Below are 23,653 nucleotides of genomic sequence, written 5' to 3'. Positions count from 1 at the left end.
CCTGTTGATTTCTTGCGCGGCGCGTGACGGCCGCTTGCAGAAAAAAGTTGAGTGCGTTCAATTTTGCAGTCAACATAAAACTTGAACGGATGCGAAACTTTTACCGGGGAACGGGATGGCTGGCCTAAGAGATCGGCAGAAGGCGGACCGCGAGAAGCGCATCCTGTCGGCTGCCGTGACGCTGTTCAAGGCGCGCGGCTACCACGCGGTGCGGCTGGAGGACCTGGCGGACCGGGCTGATGTGTCGGTCGGGACGGTCTACAATTACTACCGCACCAAGGGCGATATCCTGATAGCCACCGTGGCTCTGGAGGTCGAGGAAGTGCTGGGCATGGGCCGACGGCTTGTCGCGGACCCGCCGCACGGCGTGGCCGAGGCGCTTCTTGCGCTGATCTACAGCTACTACGACCATTCGCTGGAATATCTCAGCAAGGAGATGTGGCGCTCCGCCATGGCGCTGTCGATCGACGCGCCGGAAACGCCTAACGGCCTGCGTTACAGCGCGCTCGACCGAAAGCTGGCGGCGCAGGTGACGGACCTGATCGTCCGCCTGCAAGCGCGCGGCGAGGTCCGGCCCGAGATCGACCCGGCGGCGATCGGTCAACTGGTGTTCAACAACCTGAACATGATGTTCCTCGAATTCGTCAAGGACGACGCCATGACGCTGGCGCAGTTGCGCGCCGCCGTGGCGGACCAGACCCGCCCCCTCGCCCGCCTGATCGCAACGGAGCAATCATGACACAGTTGAACCAGCCGCTCGGTGGTAACGAAATGCCGCGTTTCGGCGGCCCGGCCACCTTCATGCGTCTGCCCGCGCAGGACGGGGCGGACGGGCTCGATGCCTGTTTCGTCGGCATCCCGATGGATATCGGCACTTCGAACCGGCCGGGAACGCGACTCGGTCCGCGCCAGATCCGCGACGAAAGCCGGATGCTGCGGCCCTTCAACATGGCGACGCGGGCCGCCCCGTTCGAGACGCTGCAGGTGGCCGATGTCGGGGACGTTCCGATCAACACCTTCGACCTGAAGAAGTCGGTCGCCATCATCGCGCAGCATTTCAGCGGCCTTCTTGGGTCGGGCGCGGTGCCGCTGACGATGGGCGGGGACCACACGCTGACATGGCCGATCCTGCGTGCGATGAAGGACCGGCACGGGCCGGTCGCGCTGGTGCATGTGGATGCCCATGCGGACATCAACGACACCATGTTCGGCGAAACCGTGGCGCATGGTTGTCCGTTCCGCCGCGCCTGGGAGGACGGTTGCCTGATCGATGACAAGGTGTTTCAGATCGGGCTGCGCGGCACCGGTTATGCACCCGAAGACTTCGACTGGGGCCGAGAGCGAGGCTGGACCGTCGTGCAGGCGGAAGAATGCTGGTACCGCTCGCTCGCGCCGCTGATGAAAAGGGTCCGCGATAGGGTGGGCGATGCGCCGGTCTATCTCAGCTTCGATATCGACAGCCTTGACCCGGCCTTCGCGCCGGGCACGGGCACGGTCGAACCGGGCGGTCTGTCGACCTGGCAGGCGCTTGAGATCGTGCGCGGAATGGCGGGTCTGAACCTCGTGGGAGGCGACCTCGTGGAGGTCTCGCCGCCCTATGATCCGTCGGGCAACACGGCGCTGATCGGCGCCAACCTGCTGTTCGAGATGCTCTGCGTGCTGACCGCCCGGCCGGGCTGATCGCCGCCTGCCGGGCCGCCTAGTCCCCGGCGGCGGGCGACTGTGCGGGCGCGGCGGCGGGTGCTGGCGCGCCGGACGTCGGGTTGGCCGACCCGGCGGGTTCGGGCAGCATCACTGCGGCCAGAGCAAGCGCCGCCGCCATACCGAGGATCGCAAGCCCGCCGCTCTGCGCCAGCCCGTCCGGTCGCCGCCGCCGCCGCGGGGCCAGCGCGCGGCCGCGCCGCTCGGGGGCGGGCAACGCCAGCACCGGTGCAGGGACGGGCACCTGTTCGAACGCGGCCAGCAGCCCGCCGGGCGCGGGCGGCACCAGCCGAACACGGGCGAGGCGCACGGCAGCCAGCGTCAGCGCCGCCAGCGCCGCGGCCATCGCGAGCGGCAGCAGGTCCGACGGAACCGCAGCCTTCGCCGCGTGCGTCGGTACGGGGATAAGCGCCAGCCCAGCCACTCCAAGGCCTACCGCCACGGCGAAGGGCAGAGCGACGCCGCGCGGCACTTCGGCCCGAATGGGCGCGGCGGCCAGCAGCGCGAAGGCGCGCAGCATGAGGCACGCGGTCCCGAGGCTGGCGGCGAACAGCGCTGGGGCCAGCCAGAACGCCCAGGCCCCCGGTCCGACCGCAACCGCTGTCTTGATCGCGTCCTTGGCCAGCCCGCCACTGGTGCCCGGCAGGCCGATCAGCGCGGCGGCGGGCAGCGCCATAGCGCCCAGCACCAGCGCACGCGGCCAGCCGATCCCGGTGGCCCAGACGACCGGCACACCGAGAAACAAGGCCGCCTTGGCGAAGGCATGGTGCGCAGCCAGCAGGACCAGCGCGACCGCGATGGCGGGCCATGCCTCGGGCGCGGCAAGCCCCACGCCAAGACCCAGCGCCATGAGGCTCATCTGGCCGATGCTGGAATAGGCCAGCACGGCCTTCGGGTCGCCCTGCACAAGCCCCAGAAGCGGCGCGATCAGCAGGCCCGCCACCGCCATCGCGGCCAGCAGAGCGCCGGCCTCGGGGGCAACGACAGCGCCAAGCGGCAGCACCGTCATCAGGCCGAACAGCCCCGCCTTGAGCATCGCCCCCGACAGCACCGCGCTGGCAGGGGCGGGTGCTGCGGAATGTGCCAGCGGCAGCCACAGGTGCAGCGGCACCGCCCCCAATTTGATCAAAAAGCCAACCGCGACCAGCGCCAGCGCCAGCGGCGGCACCCCCGGTTGCGCGAGGTCGGCCAGCATGTAGGTGCCGGTGGCGAAAGCACCCATCGCCAGACCGGCGAACAGCGCCACCTCGCCTAGAATGGCGAAGGCGATGTAGATGCGCCCGGCGAAGACCTGTGCCGCGCCACCACCATGCAGCACCAGCCCCCAGGACGCGAGGCTCATCATTGCGAAAAACGCGTAGAAGCTGCCAAGGTCCTGCGCCACAAGCAGCCCCAGATTGCCGGTCATGGCCAGCAGCAGGCAGACGCTGAAACGGTCGCGGGCCGGATCGCGCACCAGTAGCCGCTCCGCGCCCCATCCCGCGAGCGCCCACAGCAGCGCCGAAAAGGCTAGGAATGTGGCGCCGGTTTCGGTGAGCGCAAGCCGGGTGCCCAGCAGAAGCCAGTCGAGCGCGAGCGGCGGAGGGGCCACCGGGGCCAGCGCAGCCAGAAGAGCGGGCAGCGGGGCCACCGGCACCAGCGCGCGGGCAGTGGCGCGGGCCTGAGGCAGCGCGAACAGGATCAATAGGGCAAGCGGTGCGCCCGGAACGAGGAAGAGGGGAAGCTCGATCATATGTATTCCAGCGAAACGATGAATCGGGTCCAGCCGAGCGGGCTGAATGGGGCATTGGCCAGAAGGCCGGCCGCAAGGATCAGTCCGGCCGTGATGGCCGGCGGCACTGCCAGCATCCAGCCGATGCGGCGCAGGCGGGGGGCTGGCGTCTCCGGCGGCGGGCGGAACCACGCACGGTGCAGGATCGGCAGGAAATACGCAGCGTTCATCAGCGACGATCCGGCCAGCAGCGCAATCACCAGCGGCGCCTGCGCATCCAGCCCTCCGGCGGCGAGGTACCACTTGCTGACGAACCCAGCGAGTGGCGGCACCCCGATCATTCCCAGCGCGCCGACCGTGAAGGCCAGCGTGGCACCGGGCATCAGGCGGCCCATGCCGTCCATCTGACTGACTTTTTTCACGCCCTGCCCTTCGGCGAAATTACCTGCGGCAAGGAACAGCGTGATCTTCATGATCCCCTGATGGATCAGGTGGGCCAGCCCTCCGATTGCCGCCACCGGCGAGATCAGCGCGACACCCAGCGTGATGTAGGACACTTGGCTGACGGTCGAATAGGCGAGGCGCTTCTTGAGGTCGTCTTGCGTCAGCGCCCGCAGCGAGCCCCAGATGATCGTGACCGCGGCCGCCGCCGCCAGAGGCATGGCAAGACCCAGCGCCTGTGTCGTTTCCACCCCGAACACGTCGTAGACGATCCGCATGATCCCGAAGGCGCCCGCCTTGACCACCGCGACCGCGTGCAGCAGCGCGCTGACCGGCGCAGGGGCGACCATCGAGATCGGCAGCCAGCCGTGTAGCGGAACCAGCGCCGCCTTCACCCCGACGCCCGCGATCAGAAGCAGGAAGATGATCCGAAGCGTCACCGGGTGTTCCGCGGGCAGATTGCCCAGCGTACCCTGTGGCGTGAAGGTCACGTCGCCCGCCAGCGCATAAAGCCAGATCGTGCCCAGCGTCAGCGCCAGCCCTCCACCCAGCGTGTATGCAAGGTAGATGCGGCCAGCGCGATGCGCCTCGGCGCTGCCGCGATGCACCACGAGTGGCCATGTGGCCAGCGTCAGCACCTCGAAGAAGATCAGGAAGGTAAACAGGTTGCCGGACATCGCGATGCCGACGGTCGCAGCAACGCAAAGGCTGAAGAAGCCGAAGAAGCGGCTGCGGTCGGTCCCGCCTTCCAGGTAGCCGACGGCGTAGATCGTGGTCAGGAACCACAGTACCGCCGACAGCGCGAGGAACAGCACGGACAGCGCGTCGGCCTGCAGCACAAGGTCGAGCCCAGGAGCCACCGGCAACCGGGCCTCGAAATCGGTGCCGCGCGCAACCTGCCAGGCAAGCCAGCCGACAAGGCAGACCTTCACGCTGGCCGCCGCGAGGTTGACGGTGGTGCGCAGCGTGCGCGCGCCGTCGGGTATCATAAGGATCACCGGGGCGACGCCCAGCGAGGTCATTAGGATAGCCACGGGAAGCCAAGTCTCGATCATGACAGCAACGGTCCGTTCAAAAGCGCCAGCGGCGCGGCGGAAAGCAGGCCCATGAACAGGGCCGTGAAGGCAAGGCCGATGGCGGCGACGTCGCCCGCGCGCCACGGGGGGCGGCGCGCGCCCGGCGCGATGTGCGGCCCGCCGCGCAGGCAACGCGAGACGACCCGCGACAGGTAGGCCACGCTCAGCACCGTGCCGGTCAGAACCAGCGCCACAACCGGCCACGCACCCTGCCCGATCAGCCCGTCGATCAGTACCCACTTGCCGACGAACCCGGCGGTGGGCGGCAGACCGATCAGGCTGATCGCGGCAATGGCAAAGGCGAATTCCGCCGCGCCTGGGCGCAGGTCGGACCGGTTCAGGCCTGAGATCCGGTCATGGCCCAGCTCTTCGGCGATGCGCCCGACGGCCAGGAACATTGCCGCCTTGGCCAGCGCGTGGCTGAGCATCAGCAGCGCCGCCGCCTGCCAAGCGGTGCCGGTCAGTGGGTCACCCGCGACCGAGATCGCCAACATGATCAAACCGATCTGCGCTACGGTCGAGTAGGCCACGAGCAGCTTCAGGCGGTCTGCGCGCAGCGCGCAGACCGAACCCCAGGCCATCCCTCCGGCGCCAAGGCAGATAAGGCCCCAGCGCAGCGCGTCGGCGACAAGCCCGCCTTCCAGCAGCAGCCGCAGCGCGAGATAGAGCGCGCCCTTGACAACCAGCGCCGACAGGATCGCGCTTGCGGCGGGCGCGGCGCTGGAATGGGCCGCTGGCATCCAGAAATGCAGTGGGAAGAGCGCGGCCTTCAGCCCGACGCCGGAGACGATCAGCGCGATGGCGATGCGCCCCGCAGCGCTGTCCGCCAACAACGGCAGCACCCCGAGATCGACCCGGCCCGCGGCGGCATAGGCCAGCGCGACGCCCAGCAGAAGCAGAAGGCTTCCGGCAAGTCCGGCCACGAGGTAGTCGAAGGCAGCGCGCAGGGCGCGGCGGGTGCCCGACAGCGCCGTAAGTCCGACCGCCGCGAGGCCGAGGATCTCGAAGGTCACGTACAGGTTGAACAGATCGCCCGACAGGTAAAGCCCGTTCAGTGCGGCCAGCGTGCTCAGCCAAAGCGGCCAGAAGCCCATTCGCATCCGGGCGCGGCGCGGGTCCTCCACGGCAGTGGGGCGCAGTCCCCAGGCAGCCAGCGCCTGCACACACACGCCGAGCCCGACAAGCGCGGTCATGGCGATCATCAGCGCGGCCAGCCCGTCGGCACGCAGTGTTATGCCCAGCGGTGCCGCCCACCCGCCGATGGCGATGCTCGCGGGCCCGGAGGCATGGACAGACAGAGCCAGATGCGCGGCAAGCCCGGCGCTTGCCACGGTTCCTGCCAGCCCCCATCCTGCCGCGCCGCGCGCGTGGATGGTGGCTGCCAGGGCCGCGAGGAACGGCAGCAGTACAAGCAGCGAAGTGTCAGTCATCGCTTTTCGCTCCGGTCAGATCGATCCGTTCGGCCAACGCCAACAGCGCGGCGGTAACCGCGACCAGTACCACGATGCCGGTCAGCACGAAGGCATGCGGCACCGGGTCGGGGACTGCGCCCGCGCCGCGATTTGCGGCCGCCACGAAGACTGCGGCGATGCCCACCGACAGCACGTTGAGCGCGAGGATGCGGGTCAGCAGGTCGCTGCTCGTGGCCCCGCGATAGAGCGCGATTCCCACCAGTGCAGCACCGGCCAAGTGATAGATCAATTGCGGGGTGAGGTCAGGGAACGGAAAAGGGGTCATGCTCGTGCGCCTCCCTGGCGCAGGCCGGTGAACAAAAGCAGAAGTGTGGCCCCGATCGACACGGTCAGCCCGCCCTCGATGGCGAGGATCCAGATCTTGTCGGCGCCGTCGGGATAGGCCAGCAGCGTGCCTGTCAGCACCTCCGCAGCAAGCGCCGCGGCCGCGAAGACCGCGACGCCAGCGGCGCATAGCGCCCAAAGCGGCCCGGCAGGCACAGCCGCGGGCCTGAGCGCGCCGCCGAAATACAGCGCCAGCAGCCCACCGCACAGCACAGCCCCGGCCTGGAATGCACCGCCCGGCGCGGTTGCGCCCAGCCACAGCAGATGCCCCGCTACCAGCACCGACAGCGGCGCCATGATCCGCAGGAACGGGGTATACAGCGGCCCAAGCCGCGCCGGTCGCGGTGTTCCGCGGGGGCCGAGGGCGGCAACCAGCACCAGCGCAGCCAGAAGCACTGCCATTTCCAGCAGCGTGTCCCAGGCGCGGAAGTTCAGCAGCACCGCCGTCACCGGGTTGCTTACCCCGCTCTGTCCAAGGTCCGCACGCACCAGCGGGTCGTAGACGATTGTGGCTCCCGGCAGGTCCATCACGGCGACCGCGAGGCCGCCCGCAAGCCCGCAGGCCAGCAGCGCCGCTGCGGCCCGCTGAGCGCGCGGTACGCGATCGGCGGCGGGCGGGGCCATACGACCGGCTGCGCGCAGCATGAGCGCGCCGGTCAAGCCGGACCCGATCGCCGCTTCTGCCAGCGCCACGTCGGGCGCGTCCAGCCGAACCCAAGATAGCGCCACCAGAAGCCCGAAGACCAAGAACCCCGCGATCGCGCCAGTGCGGTCCGGCGCCGACAGCGCCGACCAGCCCGCCACAAGGATCGCGGCGGCCAGCATGAGGTCAAACACTATCATGGCGCGTGCTCCTCCATGACGCGTGCTCCTCGTCCAGCGCGGAGCGTGCGATCAAATGCCCGGTCGTCGCGCCGGAAATCGCCACGAGAACCGCGCAGAGCGTGAGGGGGACCAGCGTCGCAGCGCTGCCCGACAACAAACCGGCGCCCAGTGCGACCAGCGCGACCCCGGCGGTGTCAGCCTTTGTCAGCGCATGCAGGCGCGTGTGCAGGTCGGGAAAGCGCCACAAGCCAAGCGCCGCCAGCAGAAGCAGCACGACGCCGCCAGCAATCAGCAGGTGTCCCAACAGGGTCAAAACCATCATTTCAGCATCATCCCGCGGCGCAGGGCGACGAACGCCACGCCGATCAGCGCTGCAAGGCAGGCGAACACCAGCGCGAGGTCGAAATATGCGGCTGCGTCTTCGGCCGCCCCAAGGATGACCAGCGTGGCGACGATACCGGTTCCGGCGAATTGCAGTGCCATGATCCGGTCGGCGGCGGTGGGGCCACGCACCAGACGGGGCAGCGCGGCGAGCGCGGCCAGCAGCGACAGGCAGGCAAGGGTCTGGAGTATCATCCCGTCTCTCCTTCAAGGGTCAGCCCGTAGAGTCCGGCGATCCGCGCCTCAAGGGCGCGCAATTCCGCCTCCACCGGGCCGTTCAGGTCCAGCGCGTGCACCGACAGCACGTCGCCTTCCAGGCGCGTGGTCAGCGTTCCGGGCAACATGGTGATGGCGATGGCGAACAGGCGCCGCGGCCGACCTTCGGGCAGCCGTGTGCGCAGCGTCACGTGCCCCGGTGCAAGACCGGTGGGGCGCAGCGCGCTCAGCGCGACATCAACCGCGCCGCGCAGCACGCCCCGCACAGCGAAGCCCGCGAAGCGCAAAGCGCCGCGCGGCGAAAGGTGAGGCGGGGGGTCGGTCGGCAGAAGCAGGGCCACGGACCCGCCGGCGATCACGGCAGGGACGCCGACGACCCAGCTCGCAGGCTCCGCCACACCGTGCAGCGCAGCCCACAAACCGGCGATCCAAGCGCCGGTCAAGGTCGCACGGCGTACCCGTCCGAAACGCGGCGGCGGCGGGGTGGCGGCCAACTGCGGCGCCGGATCCCGCCCGGGGGACGGACGGACGGGCGCAACGCCGGACGCGCGGATTGAGAAGTCTTGTCGGGCCAGCATCAGGTCTCCTGCGGCAGCCATGTGGCGATGAACGATGGTTCCGACATCGCAACCGGCTGCCGTGCGGTTGCCAGAGGGGCCCGGACCCGTAATCTCCCTGTTCCTGGATGCGCCCTGCCCGCGGCACGGCATTTACAGGACAAACGCGCGGGGCCACGGTTTCATCCCGAATTTGTGTCGATTTTTAGAAACACGGGATGGGTCGGCGCAAAACGGCTCCGCGTGAAGCGCTCGGATTATGCGCTGACCCGCCATGTAAAAGGCCCGTCTGCAAGAGCAGACGGGCCAAGGGGCCGGTCAAACGCCGCAGCGTGGTCAGATGTCCTTTGACAACTCCAGCGCAAGGTTCTGCAGATCGATAGCGCGGTCCTGGCTGACCAGTGCATAGTCAAGGTTCAGGCTGCTCCAGTAGCCGACCTTCTGGCCGGGATAGTCCACGGTCTTGAGCGCCTGAACCGGCTGATCCTCGGGGTGTTTGGCCACGGTCAAGGACAGCCGCTTGCCAAGCCCGTCCTCGTAGATGAACTGGGCCAGTGGGCCTTCCTTCGTGCCAAGCAGGCGGGCGCCGACCAGCTGCATTCCACGTTCTTCCAACGCGGGCACGGCAATCTTCACCCCCAGTTTCCGCGAAAACCATTCCGCCGCACTGTCCACGGCGGGTCCGGTGAATTCGGCGGGATGGATCTTGTCCTCGGCGAAGACCTGGTGCGCGCCAAGCGCCTCGGACACGTACTCGGGCACGCCGCTTCCGCCGGGAATCCAGACGGCGTGTCCCCACCAGCCGGCCGCCACAAGTGCGCATGCAGCTGCGGTGCGGGTCGCGGCCAGCATCCAGGCTCCTCCCAGACCACGCCGCCGCGCAAGTTCGGACCGTTCCAACGCGCGGGCGAGCTTCCGCTCAAGCCCGGCGGTGCGCAGACTTTCGGGACCGGTGTCCAGTTCCCGCAACGCATTGGCCAAGGTGCGTTTCTGCCGGGTCAGCGCAAGGAACGCGGCGCGCTCCTCCTCATCGGCTTCAAGACGGGCCTCGAGTTGCGCAGCCTCTTCGGGCCCAAGCTCGCCGTCAATATATGCGTTCAGTTCCATATCCCTCGCCTCCGTCATTGCGGAAAAATCTTGTCAAACCACCAGCTTGATCCGTGAGCTCTTCACGCCATCCATCAACTTGCGCAGGGCCGCGCGACCCCGTCCCAGCCGGGAGTAGAATGTGCCCAGCGGCAGATCGAGCGTACGCGCCGCGTCGGCGTAGCTCATCTCTTCCAGTGCAACGAGCACGATGGGCTGGCGCTGCGCTTCCGGCAGCTCTTCCAGTGCATCAAGCACCTGCTGCAACTCGATCCGGGTGGTGGGGTCGCTGTCTTCCACCGCGTCGGGCAGTTGCAGGCGGGCATCTTCCCTGACCTTGTGCTTGCGCCGGTCGCTCATGAACGTGTTGTGCTGGATGCGGAACAACCACACGCGCAGGTCGGTACCCGGCGTCCATTGCTCGGCCGCGCCGATCGCCTTTGTCAGCGTGTCCTGCACCAGATCCTCGGCCGCCTCGCGGTCGCGGGTCAGCACCAGCGCATACCGCCGAAGGCTTGTCACGTAATCATGAATTCTCGCGCCCAGCTCATCGCGCAATGCCATCCAGTCCTCCTGTTGTTCAAGCATACATACGCGCGACATCCGGGTTTCATCCCTGCTCCAGTGAAAAAAATTCTTTGCGCAATTTGCACGATTTTTCGGATGAAGCCGGGCTTTCACGCGTTGTTCTTGCAAAACACCCGATGAGGAGGCCGACCGCCGTGACCGATGCTGCCGCGATGACCGACACGCCGATCCAGTTGCCTGTGCCCGTCGCGGTGCCGGCAGAGGTACACGATACCGCATCCGGCCTGCCGGGCGGCCGCGTCCGCCGCCGCTTTCCGCGCATCGGCCGCAAAGCGCTGCGCGCGATGGCCGCTCTTGGCGTGTTGGGCGCGGTGGTCAACTGGGGCGTGCTTGGGCCGCTGACCCACGATATCAACGCCGATCCGGCCTTCCGGTCGGCGCAGATGCCGCAGGGTGGCAGTGTCGCCGTCGCCACCGCCGCCGCGCTTCTGGACCGCGAGATCAATGCAAACGGCTGGACCCCGAACGATCCATTCTTCGCGCCGAGCGCCGTGCTCGACAACATGCCGAATTTCCAGATGGGCGTCGTGAAGGCCGTAGGGCGCTTCACCTTCGAGATGCTGGATCAGGTATCGCGCACGCGCGGGTCGTCCCGCGCCGACCCGGACCTGGAGCGCGCGTCGGGCTTCCTGCAGTTCCCGCCCGATATCTGGGTGATCGACCCGTCGCGGTCGTGGATGCCGACGGTGCCGTCGGAACACCAGTACCGCGCTGGTGTCGCCGCGCTGAACAGCTACAACGCGCGGCTGGCATCCGGGCAGGCCGTGTTCGAACGCCGCGCCGACACGCTGGCCGAAACCCTTCGGCAGGTGTCGGCGGATCTGGGCTCGCAGACGGCGCAGCTGGACCGGGCGCAAAACGACGGCTGGTGGGTCTTCAGCCGAAAGGCGGATGACCTGTTCTACCAGAACAAGGGCATGCTTTATGCGTATTCCGTCACGCTGAAAGCCTTCGGCGAGGACTTCGCGCCGGTGATCCGGGGCAGCAACCTTGAAGCGGTCTGGGCCCAGGCGATGGCCAGCCTCGAGCAGGGTTCCCAACTGCGCCCGCTCGTGGTGCTGAACGGCGATCTGGACCGGTCTATCTTCGCCAATCACCTTGCGATCCAGGGCTTCTACATGAAACGCGCGATCCTGCAACTGGAGGAAGTGGTCAGCGTGCTGGCCGTCTGATCCGGGCACGGCCCCGTGCCGCGTCCGTGCCCCGAACCACCCGAAACACCAACCCCCAAAACACACCATCACCCATGACAGGAGGAAAGACCATGCTTGCACGTCTCTTCAAGAAGGCCCGCCCCGCCCATACCGAAGCGGCCGAAGCCACCGGCGGGTCGGCGCTGCACAAGATGCGCGCGGGGTATGCCGACTGGCGTTTCCAGCGCGACATCGCTGCGATCATGGCATCGCTCGACCGGCTGTCCGACCGGCGCCTCGCGCTGATCGGCGTGCGCCGCGATGCGCTGTTCGACGCGGTGTCTGACCTTATGCTGCGGGCCGCGGACGACCGTGCCATCGCGGACGAGGTGATCGCGATGCTGGAGCGCGCCCCGGCCGCACAGAAGCCGCGCGAGGACATCGCGACCCCGGCCAGCGACGCCGCGCGCGTCGCCGCCTGATCAACCCCTTCCGCCGGTGCCCGTGCCTTCTGCCGGCGGAAACCAGGGACCGTGCCTGCGCGCCCGGCGTCGGCGCGGTCCCGACCGCACGGAGCGCGCTCAGCCCGCGCCGGATCCCTCCGGCTCAGGGTAATACGCCCCCTTGTCCGCGACGAAGATGTGCTTCCCGATCCGCAGGCCTTCTGTGTCGTCAAGACAACCTGCCGCTATGCCGATCCCACCCTCGCCGTTCTCCTGGTAGAATAGGCTTGATCCGCAGTTTCGGCAGAAGCCGCGCCGCGCGTGGTCGGACGAGGCATACCAGACCAGCCCCGCATCCTCGATAAACCGCACGGCATCCAGCGGTGCATGGGTCGATGCCCACAGGTGACCGCTGGTGCGGCGACACTGGCTGCAGTGGCACACCGTCACCGTCTTGCGCAGTTCGCTAACCTCGAACACCACACGCCCGCATTCGCATCGTCCCCGGTTCATGATCCCGCCACCAGCCTTTTTGTTTTCGGCTGTTCCAGCAAATGCCCCCGGGTCCTGGAATGCAAGCGGTCAACGCCGCGCCACGAGCACCCTTGCCCGATCATGCCGGGCGTTGCAAAATCGTTTCATTCCTGTGGCATCGGCTGCTAGGGATAGGCCTGAACAACGGGGATGACGAAATGACGACGGCACCGAAACATTTGAAACTGACGGTTGCAGCAACCGCACTGCTGGCGCTGGCCCAGCCCGCCGCCGCAGACACGCTGCGCTTGCTAACCTGGGGCGGCTACGCACCTGAAGGTGTGATCGAGATGTTCGAAGCGGAAACCGGCCACACGGTCGAAGTCACGCTTTCCAACAACGAGGAAATGATAGCCAAGCTGCGCGCGACCGGCGGCGGCGGCTTCGATCTGGCCCAGCCCAGCCAGGACCGCATCGCGGGCCCCCAGGAAGAGTTCGGCATCTACAAGCCGATGGACCTGTCGCGGATCGATGCGGCGCAATTCATTCCCTCCATGCTGGAAGCGACCAAGGACAACACCACCGTGGGCGGTGAAGTCTACGGTGTGCCGCATGTCTGGGGCACCTCGGGCCTCGTTCTCGATACCGCCAAGGCCGGCATGGTCGCCGATTACACCGATCTGTGCGCGCCGGAAGTCGCGGGCCAGGTGTCCTACCGACTGCGTCGCCCAACGCTGATCGGTTTCGCCTTCGCGATGGGCATGGACCCGTTCGCTGCCTATGGCGACGAGGCCGCCTATGCCGAGATCCTGGAGCAGGTCGAGTCCAAACTCATCGAGTGCAAACCCAACGTGAAGACCTATTGGGGTGGAGGCGACGAGTTGATGAACCTCGTCCGCTCGGGCGAGGTCGTGGCAGCGATGGCCTGGGACACGGGCGGCTGGAAGCTGAACGAGGACAATCCGGACGTGACCTTCGTGGCGCCCGCCTCAGGCGCGCTCGGCTGGGTGGACACCTTCGTTTTGCCCGCCAAGGGGCAGGCCGACGACGCGGCGTACGCGTGGATCAATTTCGTGATGCAGCCCGAAGTGGCCGCAATGATCACCGAAGTGGCGGGCAACTTCACCGCATCCAAGGGCGCTGACGAATTCGCCCCCGATGCGCTGAAGGCCAAGTACCAGGCCAGCTTCACGCCCGAGGCGCTGGACAACATCAAGTGGTATCCGCCGGTACCCGCAGGCCTCGAAGCGATCGAAGGCGGCGTATTGGACCGCGTGAAAGCCGCCAACTGATCGCCCCGTGATGCCGGCAAGGCCCCCGCGAAGCCCGCGGGGGCCTTCGCCGTTCTACAAGGACACACGACATGACCGCCCCTGATCTCGAATGCCGCGCGCTGACCAAGCGGTTCGCGCCCGATGCGCCGCCCGCCGTGGACGGCGTCGGTTTCTCTGTGCCGTCCGGGTCGTTCTTTTCCATTCTCGGCCCGTCGGGCTGCGGCAAGACGACGATCATGCGCATGGTGGCGGGATTCCTCGAACCCAGCGGCGGCGACATCCTGATCCGCGGCCGGTCAGTCCTGTCGGTGCCGCCCAACAAGCGCCCTGTGAACATGGTATTCCAGCATCTTGCCCTGTTCCCGATGATGAACGTGGCTGAGAATATAGGCTATGGCCTGCGACGGCGCGGAACCTCGAAACCGGAGATTGCGCGCAAGGTCGGCGATGTGCTTGAGCGGATCGGGCTGCCCGAGATCGGCACGCGACGCGTCGACGAGCTTTCGGGCGGGCAGAAACAGCGCGTGGCGATTGCGCGTTGCATGGTGCTCGACCCGGACGTTCTTCTTCTGGACGAACCGCTGGGCGCACTGGACCTGAAGCTGCGCGAACACATGAAGGTGGAACTCAAGGCGCTCCAGGCCGCGTTCGGCACCACCTTCGTATATATCACCCACGACCAGAGCGAGGCACTGGTCATGTCCGATGCCGTGGCGGTGATGAACCGCGGCCGGTTCGAACAGATCGGCAGCGCGCAAGACCTGTATTACCGCCCGCAGACGCCCTTCGTTGCGGGCTTTGTCGGTGACAGCAACCGCTGGCGCGGCCGCGTCACGCGGGTGGACGGCGAGTCGCTGGAACTGCAAACCGATGGCGGGCTGACGCTGCGCGCGGCACGCAACGGGCGCGCCATTGCGGCGGGCGACCGCGCCGAGGTATTCGTGCGGCCCGAGGCCATCCACCCCGCTCGGGACGCCGCCGCGCTGGAGGGATGTGCCAACATGCTCCGCGGCGAGGTCAGCACGCTGCTGTTCAACGGCGCGGCCAGCCGGGTGCGGGTCCGGCCCGAAGGCGCGGGTGCGGACACCGAGATCGAAGTCGCCCTGCCTCAATCGGGCGCCTTCGCCGGACTGGCGCGCGGCGACGATGTCTGGATCGGCTGGACCGACGCGCAGGCCGGCGCCTTCGCGGCGGCGGCGGCGGAATGACCGGCACCTCCGCGCGGCTTGGCTTCGTGCTGCTGCTGGCGCCGGCGGCGCTGTGGCTGACGTTGCTGATCGTGATCCCGCACATAGACCTGTTCCTCGTGTCGCTGCGCGAACGGATCGGGGTAGGGCAATACACTACCAGCTTCGCCAACTACGGCACCTTTCTGGACGAACCTCTGTACCTGATGACCTTCGCCCGCACCGCGATCATGTCGGTTCTGGCCACGGCGCTGACGCTGCTGATCGGCTTTCCGGTCGCCTACTACATCGCCAAGCTTGCGCGCGGGCGCACCCGGAGCGTGCTGTTCCTGCTGTGCCTCGTGCCGTTCTGGGTGTCGGAGCTGGTGCGCACCTTCGGCTGGATGATCCTGCTGCGCGAAACCGGCCTCGTATCGTCGTTGCTGCAATGGGCCGGATTGGCCGCTGGCCCCGTGGAACTTCTCTACAACGACGCGGCGATCATGGTCGGGCTGGTCTATACGTCCATGCTGTTCATGGTCGTGCCGCTGATCACGACGCTCGACAGTCTTGACGACGCGGTGATCGAGGCTGGTTACGACCTCGGTGGTTCCGCACCGTCGATCCTGCGCGAAATCGTGATCCCCCATGCCATGCCCGGCATCGTGTCGGGCTGCATCGTCGTGTTCATGCTCAGCCTCGGCAACTATCTGACGCCGATCATGCTGGGCGGCAAGGACAGCCTCTGGTTCACGGAACTGATCTATTCCCAGTTCATCCTGCGCTTCAATTGGGAGCTGGGCGCCGCCTTTGGCTTCGTTCTGCTGCTTCTTTCCTCGGTCATCGTTTGGGGCACGCTGCGGCTGACCGGGCAGACGCTTCGGGAGACGATGGGATGAGGGCGGCGCGATGATCCCCAGCATTCCCCGCAACGGCGCGCTCCGGGCAGCTTACACCGCCTATGTCGTGCTGTTCTTCGTCTACCTTGCCCTGCCGCTGACCGTAGTGGCGGCGTTCGCCTTCAACGACAGCCAGTTCCCGTCGCTTCCCTGGGAGGGGTTCACGCTGGCCTGGTTCTTCGGCGCCGAACGCCCGATGATCGGCGTCTTCCACGAACGGCCGATCCTGCGCGCGCTTGGCACCTCGGGTTTCGTGGGCCTGTGCGTCGCCGCGCTGTCGGTCGCGGTCGGAACCTGCAACGCGTTCCTGTTCAACCGGTACGAATTCCGCGGCAAGGGCCTGCTTTACGTTCTGATGCTGCTGCCGCTCGTGGTGCCGGGCATTGTGCTGGGCATCTCGATCCTTGTGTTCTCATCGCGGGTCGCCAACACCGCGTGGGACCTAGCGCAGTGGGACATCCAGGCCCTTCGCCCCGGCCTGCTGCTGGTGGTGCTTGGGCAGTTCTCGTTCATCACGACGATCACGACGCTTGTCATCGCTGCACGGCTGCAAAAGTTCGACCGGACGCTGGAAGAGGCAGCACTGAACCTCGGTGCGAACCGGCTCACGGCGGTGCGCACCGTGACGATCCCTTATCTGATGCCGGCGCTGGTCGGGGCCTTCGTGGTCGGCTTTCTGATGAGTTTCGAGAACTTCAACACCACGCTGATGCTGGTGGGGTCAGACGCACCATTGACCATCGCGATGTTCGACCGGCTGAAGGAAGGGTCCACCCCCCTGCTGAACGCGGTGTCGCTGCTGTTGATGGTTGGATCCAGCCTTCTGGCGCTTTTGATGATCGCCTTCCAACGCAGGGCCTGAGCCGCGCGGCAAGGCCCGGCGTCAGTTTCTTCGCAGGTATTCGTGCAACTTGCAGCTCGGGTCAGCGTGGCGCAGAAGCACGCTGCCGACGCAGCGCCAGTCCGCGTCGTCCACAGCCGGGAACAGCGCGTCGGCGTCGGCAACTTCCAGATCCACCTCGGTGATGAGCAGCCGGTCCGCCAGCGCCAGAGTGTCCCGGTAGATCCGCGCGCCACCGATCCCGTAAAGCCGCCGATAGCCCTGCGCCTCGGCCCGCGCGATCGCCTCGGCCACGCTGCGGCAAACCGTTTCGGACGCGGGCATCGTTCCCGACACGACCAGGTTCAAACGCCCCTTGAGCGGTCTCACCGGAAGGCTGTCCCAGGTGTTGCGGCCCATGATCAGCGCGCCGCCCGTGGTTTCGCGCTGGAAGAAGGCCAGGTCCTCGGGCGCGGACCAAGGGATCGTGTTTTCCTTGCCGATGGCGCCGTTGCGAGCGCGGGCGACGATGACGCTCAGCACCGGTCAGACCGCGACTTCGGCGCGGATCGCAGGATCGGGATCATAGCCCGTCACCTCGAAATCCTCGTAGGTGAAGTCGAAGATCGACGGCACCTGCCGAATGATCCGAAGCTGCGGCAGCGGCTTGGGGCTGCGCGCAAGCTGGGTGCGGACCTGGTCCATATGGTTGGAATAGATGTGCGCATCCCCGATGCTGTGCACGAAATCCCCCGGTTCATAGCCAGTGACATGAGCTAGCATCACCAGAAGCAGCGCGTAGGACGCGATGTTGAACGGAACGCCGAGGAACATGTCAGCCGAGCGCTGGTAGAGCTGCAGGTGCAGCTTGCCGCCGAGGATGCGCACCTGCCATAGGGTATGGCAGGGCGGCAGCGCCATCTGCGGCACCTCTCCGGGGTTCCATGCAGACACGATCAGGCGGCGGCTGTCGGGCGTGTCGCGGATCGCACGGACAAGGTCGGCGACCTGGTCGACACCGCGCGACAGGAAGATCGGCGCCCCGTCTGGCCCCTGCCCCGCCGGTTCCAGCGCAGAAAAGCTGCGCCACTGCTTGCCGTAGACAGGGCCGAGATCGCCGTTGGCGTCGGCCCATTCGTCCCAGATCCGAACGCCGTTGGCCTTGAGGTAAGCGATATTGGTATCCCCCGCGAGGAACCACAGAAGCTCATGGATTATCGAGCGCAGATGCAGCTTCTTGGTCGTCACCAGCGGAAAGCCGTCCGCCAGCCGGTAACGCTGTTGCAGCCCGAAGTAAGCGATCGTGCCGGTGCCCGTCCTGTCGCTGGTTTCCACGCCCTCGGAAAGGACTGTTCTCAGGGCATCGTGGTACTGCTGCACGGGCACGCCTTTCGCTTGTCTGCGTCGCTGTTCCCCGTGATACGGGGCCGCGCCGCCGCCGCCAAGCCGGAACTCGCGCCCCGGGCGGTGGCGGCGGGGATTGTCAAAACATCCCGAAAGGTGCTGTCGGACGAATGTCACTGGTGTTGCCAGGTCGACCGTGCGCCTTCTGGCCGGTATCACTTTCGCAGAAGGAAACCCCATGCCCGAAAGCTATTTCGCCCCGACCGGCGGCCACCCCGGCCAGACCCAGCTTCTGACCGATCGCGCGATGTTCACGACCGCCTTCGCCGTGATCCCGAAAGGCACGATGCAGGACATCGTCACCAGCTTCCTTCCCTTCTGGGAAGGGACCCGTCTATGGGTTTTGGCCCGCCCCATGAGCGGCTTTGCCGAAACGTTTTCGCAATACATCATGGAAGTAGCGCCCGGAGGCGGATCGGATCGCCCCGAAACCGACGCGGGCGCGCAGGGCGTGCTGTTCGTGGTGGAAGGGTCTGCGACGCTGCGAGTCGAAGGCGCCACGCATGTCATGGCGCCGGGAGGCTACGCCTATCTGCCCGCCGGGGCTGACTGGACGCTGCGCAACGAGAGCGATAGGGCGTTGCGCTTCCACTGGATCCGCAAGGCCTACGAGCCAGTGCAGGGCCTGCCGCAGCCCGATGTGATCGTGACCAACGAACAGGACATCGCGCCGTCGGTGATGCCTGACACCGAAGGCCGCTGGGCGACCACCCGGTTCGTCGATCCGACCGACCTGCGCCACGACATGCACGTGACCATCGTGACGCTTCAACCGGGTGCCGTCATCCCGTTCCTCGAAACCCATGTCATGGAACACGGGCTCTATGTGCTGGAAGGCAAGGCGGTCTATCGGCTGAACACCGACTGGGTGGAAGTCGAGGCCGGCGATTTCATGTGGCTACGCGCGTTCTGCCCGCAGGCGTGTTATGCCGGCGGCCCGGGGCCGTTCCGCTACCTGCTCTACAAGGACGTGAACCGGCACATGGCGCTGCCGCGCCGCTGAACCTTCAGCAGGCGTCAGCCCCCCTGCGTTGCGCGGAACCACGCGACGATCTGCGCGCGCGCCTCGGGGTCCATTTGCACGGCGTTGGGCGGGGGCATGGCGTGGCTCGCCCCTGCCTGCAGATAGACCTGCCGCGCGTGCCGGGCCACGTCCCCCTCGGTTTCCAGCACCATACCTTTCGGCGGCCATCGCAGGCCCGCCCAGACCGGTTCACGCGCGTGGCACATCGAACAATTGCCCAGCACGGCGTAATAAGCGTCCTCGAATCCGTCGGCGGCGACTAGGCGCTGTTCGTAATCGGTCAGCGTGCGGGCCTCGGCCTCTTCGATGCTGTCCATCGCCGGGTAGCTCGACAGCCACGCGATCACCACCATAAGGATCGCCGTCGCCGCCCAGGTCCAGTTCGGCCCCTTGCCACTGGCGTGCATCGTGTTGAAATAATGTCGGATCGTCACGCCGGTCAGGAACACGAGGCTCGCGATGATCCAGGCGTACTGCGTGCCGAAGGCCAGCGGGTAATGGTTGCTCAGCATCAGAAAGATCACCGGCAGCGTCAGGTAATTGTTGTGGGTGGACCGCAGCTTTGCGATCTTGCCATACTTCGCATCCGGAACGCGCCCCGCCTTCAGGTCAGCCACGACGATGCGCTGGTTCGGCATGATGATGAAGAACACGTTCGCCGTCATGATCGTCGCGGTGAAGGCACCGAGGTGCAGCAGCGCGGCGCGTCCCGTGAAGATCTGCGCATAGCCCCAGGACATGACCACCAGCAGAGCGAACAGCAACAGCATCAGCACCGTCGGCGTATCGCCCAGCCGTGACTTGCAAAGCGCGTCGTAGCACAGCCAGCCGATGGTCAGCGATCCGCCCGATATCAAGATGCCCTGCCACAGCGCAAGATCCGCCTTGGTCGGATCGAGCAGGAACAGCTCTCCGCCCACCCAGTAGACGATCATCAGAAGCGCGGCACCCGAGAGCCAGGTCACGTAACTTTGCCATTTGTGCCAGATCAGGTGCTCGGGCATGTGCTCCGGCGCGACGAGGTACTTCTGGATGTGGTAGAAGCCGCCTCCATGCACCTGCCATTCCTCGCCATGCACGCCGACCGGCGCGCCCGGAGCCTTCCGCAAGCCAAGATCCAGCGCGATGAAGTAGAACGACGCGCCGATCCACGCCATGGCTGTGACGACATGCAGCCAACGCACGCCGAAGGCGATCCAGTCCCAGATGATGGCCAGGTCGTACATTGCACTCTCCCCAATTGTCGAAGGTCCTGAGCACCCTATGCGACCGTGGAATGTTCTGCTATCGACGCAAATTACCAAGGAGCATCAAAAATACCAAGAAGATGTCATATCTGGACAACATCCGGACCTTCGTGCGCGTCTACGAATTGGGCAGCATGTCCGCCGCCGGGCGCGACCTGCGCATTTCGCCAGCGGTCACGTCCTCGCGCATCTCGCAGCTTGAAGAGCATCTTGGCGTGCGGCTGTTCCAGCGCACCACGCGCAGCCTGACTGCAACGCAGCAGGGCAAGGCATTCTATGGCGGAGCCTGCGAAATTCTGGACGCGGTCGATGCGGCCGAGGCGCAGGTCGTCGACATCACCGAGAACCCGCGCGGATCGCTATTCGTCGCCGCTCCGCTGGGGGTCGGGCGCCGCCTGATCGCGCCGCAAGTCACCGCCTTCCTGCAGCATTACCCCGATGTCAGCATCCGCTTGAGGCTGACCGACCGGAAGGTGGACCTGACGACCGAAGGGCTGGATCTTGCGTTCTTCCTGGGCCAGCCCGAGGACAGCACGCTGCGCATCCGCAAGATCGCCGATGTGGACCGGGTGCTGTGTGCTGCGCCGTCCTATGTCGCCTCGCGCGGGATGCCGCGCGACGGAGCCGACCTGATCGCGGACGGGCATGACTGCCTGAATCTGCGATTTCCGGGAGCGACGGAGTTCCAGTGGCGGCTGCTCACGCCCGACGGGCCGCGCCGCTTTGCGGTCACGGGGCGGTTCGAATCCGATGACGGGGATGTGCTGACCGACTGGGCGCTTGCAGGAAATGGCATCGCGCTCAAGCCGGTGTTCGAGGTGGCCGAGCATCTGGCCGCCCGGCGCCTTGTGCCGGTGGCCGTGGACACCCCGCCCGAGCCGGTGCAAATGGCGTGCCTGTTCACCCACCGACGGCGGCAGGACCCCAAGACGCGGCTGTTCATGGATTTCGTGATCGACCGGATCGGCGCGGAACTGCGCGCTCAGCTGCCCCGATAGGTCGAATAGCCGAACGGCGACAGCAACAGCGGCACGTGGTAATGCGCCGCCTCGGACATTCCGAAGCGCAGCGGCACGATGTCCAGGAAGCGCGGCATCTCCGGCGGAATGCCCGTCGCGTCGAGATAGGCGCCGACATGAAACACAAGCTCGTAGCTGCCGGTAGCGAAGGTGTCCTGCGGCAGGATCGGAGTGTCGGTGCGCCCGTCGTCATTGGTGACACGCGTGGCCAGCAAGCTTCGAGTGTCGCCTTCCATGCGGAAAAGCTCGATCCGCAGTCCGGCCGCGGGGCAGCCGCGCGCCGTGTCGAGCACATGGGTCGTCAGATAACCGGTCATGGGGCCGCTCCTTTTCGCCTGCTGCCTTATAGGCCGGATCTAGGTCATGGGGCAAAGCGGCACGGGCACGACAGTCCTTCAATTTCTTTTTGAAAAACTTCGGGATTGTTCTGGATTAAGGGTAACGTTACGCCCCATCTTCCGGAGGATTTTCTTTATGTCTCGTTACCCTCGTGATTTTTGTGGTCATGGGCCTTTGGTTCCGGATCCTTGCTGGCCTGGGGGTGCGCGGATCGCGGTTCAGATCGTTTTGAACTACGAGGAGGGGGGCGAGAACTGCGTTCTGCACGGGGACGCGGCGTCGGAGGCGTTTCTGTCGGAGATCGTGGGCGCGGCGGCCTGGCCGGGCCAGCGGCACTGGAACATGGAATCGATCTACGAATACGGCGCGCGGGCCGGGTTCTGGCGGCTGCACCGGATGATGGCGGACCTTCCGGTCACGGTGTTCGGCGTGGCCACGGCGCTGGCGCGCGGCCCCGAACAGGTTGCGGCGATGCAGGCGGCGGGCTGGGAGATCGCCAGCCACGGGCTGAAATGGATCGAGTACAAGGACATGGACCCGGCGCAGGAGGCCGCCGACATGGCCGAGGCGATCCGCCTGCACACCGAGGTCACGGGCGCAGCCCCGCGCGGCTGGTACACCGGGCGCTGTTCGATGCAGACGGTGGAGCTGGCCGCGCAGACGGGCGGCTTCGCCTATGTCGCGGACAGCTACGCCGACGATCTGCCCTACTGGATCGAGGCGGGCGGGCGCGCGCAGCTGGTCGTGCCCTACACGCTGGACGCGAACGACATGCGCTTCGCCACGCCGCAGGGCTTCAATTCGGGCGAGCAGTTCTTCACCTACCTGCGCGACAGTTTCGATTGTCTTTACGCCGAAGGGGTGGCGGGCGCGCCGAAGATGATGTCGGTGGGGCTGCACTGCCGTCTTGCCGGGCGTCCGGGGCGGGCGGTTGCGCTGCGCCGGTTCCTCGATCACGTGCGCGGCCATGACGGGGTGTGGTTCGCCACGCGCGAGCAGATCGCGGATCACTGGGCGGCGACCCATCCGCCCGCGGCGGCCGGAACGCGCCCGTCGCGGATGGACCGGGCCGGGTTCGTGGCGGCCTTCGGCGGCGTGTTCGAACATTCGCCCTGGGTGGCGGAGCGGGCCTTCGCGCTGGAACTCGGCCCGGCGCATGACACGGCGACGGGGCTGTCCTCGGCGCTGGTGCGGGCGTTCCGCGGCGGATCGGAGGCGGAGCGGCTGGAGGTGCTGCGCGCGCATCCCGACCTCGCGGGCAAGCTGGCGGCGGCGCGGCGGCTGACGGCGGACAGCGCGGCGGAACAGGCGGGGGCGGGGCTGGATGCGCTGACCGACACGGAGCGGGCGTCGTTCACGCGGCTGAACGCGGCCTACACGGACCGGTTCGGCTTTCCGTTCATCATCGCGGTGCGCGACCACGACAAGGCGGGGATCCTGCGCGCGTTCGAGCGGCGGCTGGGCAACGCGCCGGAGGCCGAGTTCGCCGAGGCCTGCCGCCAGGTGGAACGGATCGCGGCGCTGCGGGTGCGGGACCTGCTGGCGCGATGAGCCGGACGATCGCCGCACAGCCGCTGACGCAGGCCGGGTTCGCGCCCTTCGGCGAGGTGCTGGAGGCGGCGGGGGCGCCGGACCGGATCATCAATCGCGGGCTGTGCGGGCGGTTCCACGACCGGGCGGGGCTGGATTTCGGCGACGGGCGGGCGGGGATCAGCCTGTTCCAGGCCGTGCCGCGCACGCTGCCGCTGGAACTCGACCTGCTGGAGCGGCACCCGGAGGGCAGCCAGGCCTTCGTGCCGATGGGGCCCGAGCCGTTCCTTGTGGTGGTCGCGCCCGACGACGGCGGGGTGCCGGGCCGCCCGCTGGCCTTCGTGACGGCCCCCGGCCAGGGCATCAACCTGCGCCGCGGCACCTGGCACGGCGTGCTGACCCCGCTGCACCCCCCGGGCCTGTTCGCCGTCATCGACCGCATCGGCCCCGGAGCGAACCTGCAAGAACACGACATCAACCCCCCCTACACCATCACACAAACC

27 protein-coding genes are annotated in these 23,653 nt (G+C 67.0%); 12 read left to right on the top strand and 15 right to left on the bottom strand.

The window, feature by feature from the left end; genetic code table 11:
• Nucleotides 1-115: 115 nt before the first annotated feature.
• The gene (locus DKT77_RS18275) at nt 116-739 is read left to right on the top strand and encodes a TetR/AcrR family transcriptional regulator (protein WP_109813095.1); all 624 of its coding nucleotides are present in this window, start codon (nt 116-118) and stop codon (nt 737-739) included.
• Nucleotides 736-1,680 (top strand): agmatinase, encoded by a 945-nt coding sequence (gene speB / locus DKT77_RS18270; RefSeq protein WP_109813094.1) that lies wholly within the window; start codon nt 736-738, stop codon nt 1,678-1,680. The genes DKT77_RS18275 and speB overlap by 4 nt, the downstream gene beginning before the upstream one ends.
• A gap of 19 nt (nt 1,681-1,699) precedes the next feature.
• On the opposite strand, the gene DKT77_RS18265 is transcribed toward speB, so the two are convergent.
• The 10 genes from DKT77_RS18265 to DKT77_RS18220 form a co-directional block, all read right to left on the bottom strand.
• Nucleotides 1,700-3,433 (bottom strand): proton-conducting transporter transmembrane domain-containing protein, encoded by a 1,734-nt coding sequence (locus DKT77_RS18265; protein ID WP_109813093.1) that lies wholly within the window; start codon nt 3,431-3,433, stop codon nt 1,700-1,702.
• Nucleotides 3,430-4,908 (bottom strand): complex I subunit 5 family protein, encoded by a 1,479-nt coding sequence (locus DKT77_RS18260; protein ID WP_109813092.1) that lies wholly within the window; start codon nt 4,906-4,908, stop codon nt 3,430-3,432. The genes DKT77_RS18265 and DKT77_RS18260 overlap by 4 nt, the downstream gene beginning before the upstream one ends.
• Nucleotides 4,905-6,359 (bottom strand): complex I subunit 5 family protein, encoded by a 1,455-nt coding sequence (locus tag DKT77_RS18255; RefSeq protein WP_109813091.1) that lies wholly within the window; start codon nt 6,357-6,359, stop codon nt 4,905-4,907. Before DKT77_RS18255 ends, DKT77_RS18260 begins: the two co-directional genes overlap by 4 nt.
• Nucleotides 6,352-6,666, bottom strand: coding sequence for an NADH-quinone oxidoreductase subunit K (locus tag DKT77_RS18250; protein WP_109813090.1), 315 nt, complete (start codon nt 6,664-6,666; stop codon nt 6,352-6,354). Before DKT77_RS18250 ends, DKT77_RS18255 begins: the two co-directional genes overlap by 8 nt.
• Entirely contained in the window at nt 6,663-7,568 is a 906-nt protein-coding gene (locus DKT77_RS18245; RefSeq protein ID WP_109813089.1) for a hydrogenase subunit MbhD domain-containing protein, read from the bottom strand. The genes DKT77_RS18250 and DKT77_RS18245 overlap by 4 nt, the downstream gene beginning before the upstream one ends.
• A complete protein-coding gene (locus tag DKT77_RS18240) occupies nt 7,555-7,872 on the bottom strand; it encodes a cation:proton antiporter (protein WP_109813088.1) in 318 nt (105 codons plus the stop codon). Before DKT77_RS18240 ends, DKT77_RS18245 begins: the two co-directional genes overlap by 14 nt.
• On the bottom strand, nt 7,869-8,126 hold the full coding sequence (locus tag DKT77_RS18235; RefSeq protein WP_109813087.1) for an MrpF/PhaF family protein: 258 nt from the start codon (nt 8,124-8,126) through the stop codon (nt 7,869-7,871). The genes DKT77_RS18240 and DKT77_RS18235 overlap by 4 nt, the downstream gene beginning before the upstream one ends.
• On the bottom strand, nt 8,123-8,725 hold the full coding sequence (locus DKT77_RS18230; RefSeq protein ID WP_238548003.1) for a Na+/H+ antiporter subunit E: 603 nt from the start codon (nt 8,723-8,725) through the stop codon (nt 8,123-8,125). The genes DKT77_RS18235 and DKT77_RS18230 overlap by 4 nt, the downstream gene beginning before the upstream one ends.
• Nucleotides 8,726-9,040: 315 nt before the next feature.
• On the bottom strand, nt 9,041-9,811 hold the full coding sequence (locus DKT77_RS18225; RefSeq protein ID WP_109813085.1) for an anti-sigma factor family protein: 771 nt from the start codon (nt 9,809-9,811) through the stop codon (nt 9,041-9,043).
• Between the two features lie 33 nt (nt 9,812-9,844).
• Complete coding sequence (locus DKT77_RS18220) at nt 9,845-10,354, bottom strand: sigma-70 family RNA polymerase sigma factor (RefSeq protein ID WP_238548002.1); 510 nt, start codon at nt 10,352-10,354, stop codon at nt 9,845-9,847.
• A 158-nt stretch (nt 10,355-10,512) separates the two neighbouring features.
• Between DKT77_RS18220 and DKT77_RS18215 the strand changes: the two genes are divergently transcribed.
• Both DKT77_RS18215 and DKT77_RS18210 read left to right on the top strand, forming a co-directional pair.
• Nucleotides 10,513-11,550 (top strand): DUF2333 family protein, encoded by a 1,038-nt coding sequence (locus DKT77_RS18215; RefSeq protein ID WP_238548001.1) that lies wholly within the window; start codon nt 10,513-10,515, stop codon nt 11,548-11,550.
• A gap of 92 nt (nt 11,551-11,642) precedes the next feature.
• On the top strand, nt 11,643-11,993 hold the full coding sequence (locus DKT77_RS18210; protein ID WP_109813083.1) for a hypothetical protein: 351 nt from the start codon (nt 11,643-11,645) through the stop codon (nt 11,991-11,993).
• A gap of 99 nt (nt 11,994-12,092) precedes the next feature.
• Here the strand turns inward: DKT77_RS18210 and DKT77_RS18205 are convergent, their stop codons facing one another.
• A complete protein-coding gene (locus DKT77_RS18205) occupies nt 12,093-12,467 on the bottom strand; it encodes a GFA family protein (protein ID WP_109813082.1) in 375 nt (124 codons plus the stop codon).
• A 179-nt stretch (nt 12,468-12,646) separates the two neighbouring features.
• Between DKT77_RS18205 and DKT77_RS18200 the strand changes: the two genes are divergently transcribed.
• The 4 genes from DKT77_RS18200 to DKT77_RS18185 all read left to right on the top strand — a co-directional run bounded on the left by DKT77_RS18200 (nt 12,647) and on the right by DKT77_RS18185 (nt 16,629).
• The gene (locus DKT77_RS18200; protein WP_109813081.1) at nt 12,647-13,720 is read left to right on the top strand and encodes an extracellular solute-binding protein; all 1,074 of its coding nucleotides are present in this window, start codon (nt 12,647-12,649) and stop codon (nt 13,718-13,720) included.
• 71 nt (nt 13,721-13,791) lie between these two features.
• The gene (locus DKT77_RS18195; protein ID WP_109813080.1) at nt 13,792-14,910 is read left to right on the top strand and encodes an ABC transporter ATP-binding protein; all 1,119 of its coding nucleotides are present in this window, start codon (nt 13,792-13,794) and stop codon (nt 14,908-14,910) included.
• Nucleotides 14,907-15,767 carry an ABC transporter permease gene (locus DKT77_RS18190; RefSeq protein WP_109813079.1) on the top strand — a complete coding sequence of 287 codons (861 nt, stop codon included), beginning with the start codon at nt 14,907-14,909 and terminating at the stop codon, nt 15,765-15,767. Before DKT77_RS18195 ends, DKT77_RS18190 begins: the two co-directional genes overlap by 4 nt.
• A gap of 10 nt (nt 15,768-15,777) precedes the next feature.
• Nucleotides 15,778-16,629 (top strand): ABC transporter permease, encoded by an 852-nt coding sequence (locus tag DKT77_RS18185; RefSeq protein WP_109813078.1) that lies wholly within the window; start codon nt 15,778-15,780, stop codon nt 16,627-16,629.
• Between the two features lie 21 nt (nt 16,630-16,650).
• On the opposite strand, the gene DKT77_RS18180 is transcribed toward DKT77_RS18185, so the two are convergent.
• Complete coding sequence (locus tag DKT77_RS18180; RefSeq protein ID WP_109813077.1) at nt 16,651-17,130, bottom strand: dihydrofolate reductase; 480 nt, start codon at nt 17,128-17,130, stop codon at nt 16,651-16,653.
• Nucleotides 17,131-17,133: 3 nt separating this feature from the next.
• Entirely contained in the window at nt 17,134-17,967 is an 834-nt protein-coding gene (locus tag DKT77_RS18175) for a thymidylate synthase (RefSeq protein WP_109813076.1), read from the bottom strand.
• A 202-nt stretch (nt 17,968-18,169) separates the two neighbouring features.
• Between DKT77_RS18175 and DKT77_RS18170 the strand changes: the two genes are divergently transcribed.
• On the top strand, nt 18,170-18,994 hold the full coding sequence (locus DKT77_RS18170) for a bifunctional allantoicase/(S)-ureidoglycine aminohydrolase (protein ID WP_109813075.1): 825 nt from the start codon (nt 18,170-18,172) through the stop codon (nt 18,992-18,994).
• Nucleotides 18,995-19,008: 14 nt separating this feature from the next.
• Here DKT77_RS18170 and DKT77_RS18165 read toward each other — a convergent pair whose 3' ends face one another.
• Entirely contained in the window at nt 19,009-20,241 is a 1,233-nt protein-coding gene (locus DKT77_RS18165) for a urate hydroxylase PuuD (RefSeq protein ID WP_109813074.1), read from the bottom strand.
• A 101-nt stretch (nt 20,242-20,342) separates the two neighbouring features.
• On the opposite strand from DKT77_RS18165, the gene DKT77_RS18160 reads away from it, so the two are divergent.
• Nucleotides 20,343-21,260: a LysR family transcriptional regulator gene (locus DKT77_RS18160; protein WP_109813073.1), complete on the top strand. Its 918-nt coding sequence runs from the start codon at nt 20,343-20,345 to the stop codon at nt 21,258-21,260.
• Here DKT77_RS18160 and uraH read toward each other — a convergent pair.
• The gene (uraH, locus tag DKT77_RS18155; RefSeq protein ID WP_109813072.1) at nt 21,245-21,598 is read right to left on the bottom strand and encodes a hydroxyisourate hydrolase; all 354 of its coding nucleotides are present in this window, start codon (nt 21,596-21,598) and stop codon (nt 21,245-21,247) included. The two genes, DKT77_RS18160 and uraH, sit on opposite strands and share 16 nt — an antisense overlap.
• Before the next feature lie 157 nt (nt 21,599-21,755).
• Here uraH and puuE point away from each other — a divergent pair, with 157 nt between their 5' ends.
• Entirely contained in the window at nt 21,756-23,171 is a 1,416-nt protein-coding gene (puuE, locus tag DKT77_RS18150) for an allantoinase PuuE (RefSeq protein WP_109810120.1), read from the top strand.
• Nucleotides 23,168-23,653 (top strand): ureidoglycolate lyase (locus DKT77_RS18145; protein WP_109810119.1); only part of this gene is annotated, 486 nt, incomplete at its 3' end. The genes puuE and DKT77_RS18145, both read left to right, overlap by 4 nt.

It is taken from the genome of Meridianimarinicoccus roseus (genome assembly GCF_003172915.1).
GTDB classification, from domain to species: Bacteria; Pseudomonadota; Alphaproteobacteria; order Rhodobacterales; family Rhodobacteraceae; genus Meridianimarinicoccus; species Meridianimarinicoccus roseus.
This window is presented reverse-complemented; position numbering and strand designations above follow the sequence as displayed.

Coding starts and splice junctions, on each gene's coding strand:
- DKT77_RS18265 (WP_109813093.1), bottom strand. CDS start 3,433: ATGATCGAGCTTCCCCTCTTCCTCGTTCCGGGCGCACCGCTTGCCCTA.
- puuE (WP_109810120.1), top strand. CDS start 21,756: ATGTCTCGTTACCCTCGTGATTTTTGTGGTCATGGGCCTTTGGTTCCG.
- DKT77_RS18240 (WP_109813088.1), bottom strand. CDS start 7,872: ATGATGGTTTTGACCCTGTTGGGACACCTGCTGATTGCTGGCGGCGTC.
- speB (WP_109813094.1), top strand. CDS start 736: ATGACACAGTTGAACCAGCCGCTCGGTGGTAACGAAATGCCGCGTTTC.
- DKT77_RS18165 (WP_109813074.1), bottom strand. CDS start 20,241: ATGTACGACCTGGCCATCATCTGGGACTGGATCGCCTTCGGCGTGCGT.
- DKT77_RS18230 (WP_238548003.1), bottom strand. CDS start 8,725: ATGCTGGCCCGACAAGACTTCTCAATCCGCGCGTCCGGCGTTGCGCCC.
- DKT77_RS18260 (WP_109813092.1), bottom strand. CDS start 4,908: ATGATCGAGACTTGGCTTCCCGTGGCTATCCTAATGACCTCGCTGGGC.
- DKT77_RS18245 (WP_109813089.1), bottom strand. CDS start 7,568: ATGATAGTGTTTGACCTCATGCTGGCCGCCGCGATCCTTGTGGCGGGC.
- DKT77_RS18225 (WP_109813085.1), bottom strand. CDS start 9,811: ATGGAACTGAACGCATATATTGACGGCGAGCTTGGGCCCGAAGAGGCT.
- DKT77_RS18210 (WP_109813083.1), top strand. CDS start 11,643: ATGCTTGCACGTCTCTTCAAGAAGGCCCGCCCCGCCCATACCGAAGCG.
- DKT77_RS18190 (WP_109813079.1), top strand. CDS start 14,907: ATGACCGGCACCTCCGCGCGGCTTGGCTTCGTGCTGCTGCTGGCGCCG.
- DKT77_RS18275 (WP_109813095.1), top strand. CDS start 116: ATGGCTGGCCTAAGAGATCGGCAGAAGGCGGACCGCGAGAAGCGCATC.
- DKT77_RS18185 (WP_109813078.1), top strand. CDS start 15,778: ATGATCCCCAGCATTCCCCGCAACGGCGCGCTCCGGGCAGCTTACACC.
- DKT77_RS18235 (WP_109813087.1), bottom strand. CDS start 8,126: ATGATACTCCAGACCCTTGCCTGCCTGTCGCTGCTGGCCGCGCTCGCC.
- DKT77_RS18170 (WP_109813075.1), top strand. CDS start 18,170: ATGCCCGAAAGCTATTTCGCCCCGACCGGCGGCCACCCCGGCCAGACC.
- DKT77_RS18160 (WP_109813073.1), top strand. CDS start 20,343: ATGTCATATCTGGACAACATCCGGACCTTCGTGCGCGTCTACGAATTG.
- DKT77_RS18200 (WP_109813081.1), top strand. CDS start 12,647: ATGACGACGGCACCGAAACATTTGAAACTGACGGTTGCAGCAACCGCA.
- DKT77_RS18255 (WP_109813091.1), bottom strand. CDS start 6,359: ATGACTGACACTTCGCTGCTTGTACTGCTGCCGTTCCTCGCGGCCCTG.
- DKT77_RS18195 (WP_109813080.1), top strand. CDS start 13,792: ATGACCGCCCCTGATCTCGAATGCCGCGCGCTGACCAAGCGGTTCGCG.
- DKT77_RS18250 (WP_109813090.1), bottom strand. CDS start 6,666: ATGACCCCTTTTCCGTTCCCTGACCTCACCCCGCAATTGATCTATCAC.
- uraH (WP_109813072.1), bottom strand. CDS start 21,598: ATGACCGGTTATCTGACGACCCATGTGCTCGACACGGCGCGCGGCTGC.
- DKT77_RS18220 (WP_238548002.1), bottom strand. CDS start 10,354: ATGGCATTGCGCGATGAGCTGGGCGCGAGAATTCATGATTACGTGACA.
- DKT77_RS18205 (WP_109813082.1), bottom strand. CDS start 12,467: ATGAACCGGGGACGATGCGAATGCGGGCGTGTGGTGTTCGAGGTTAGC.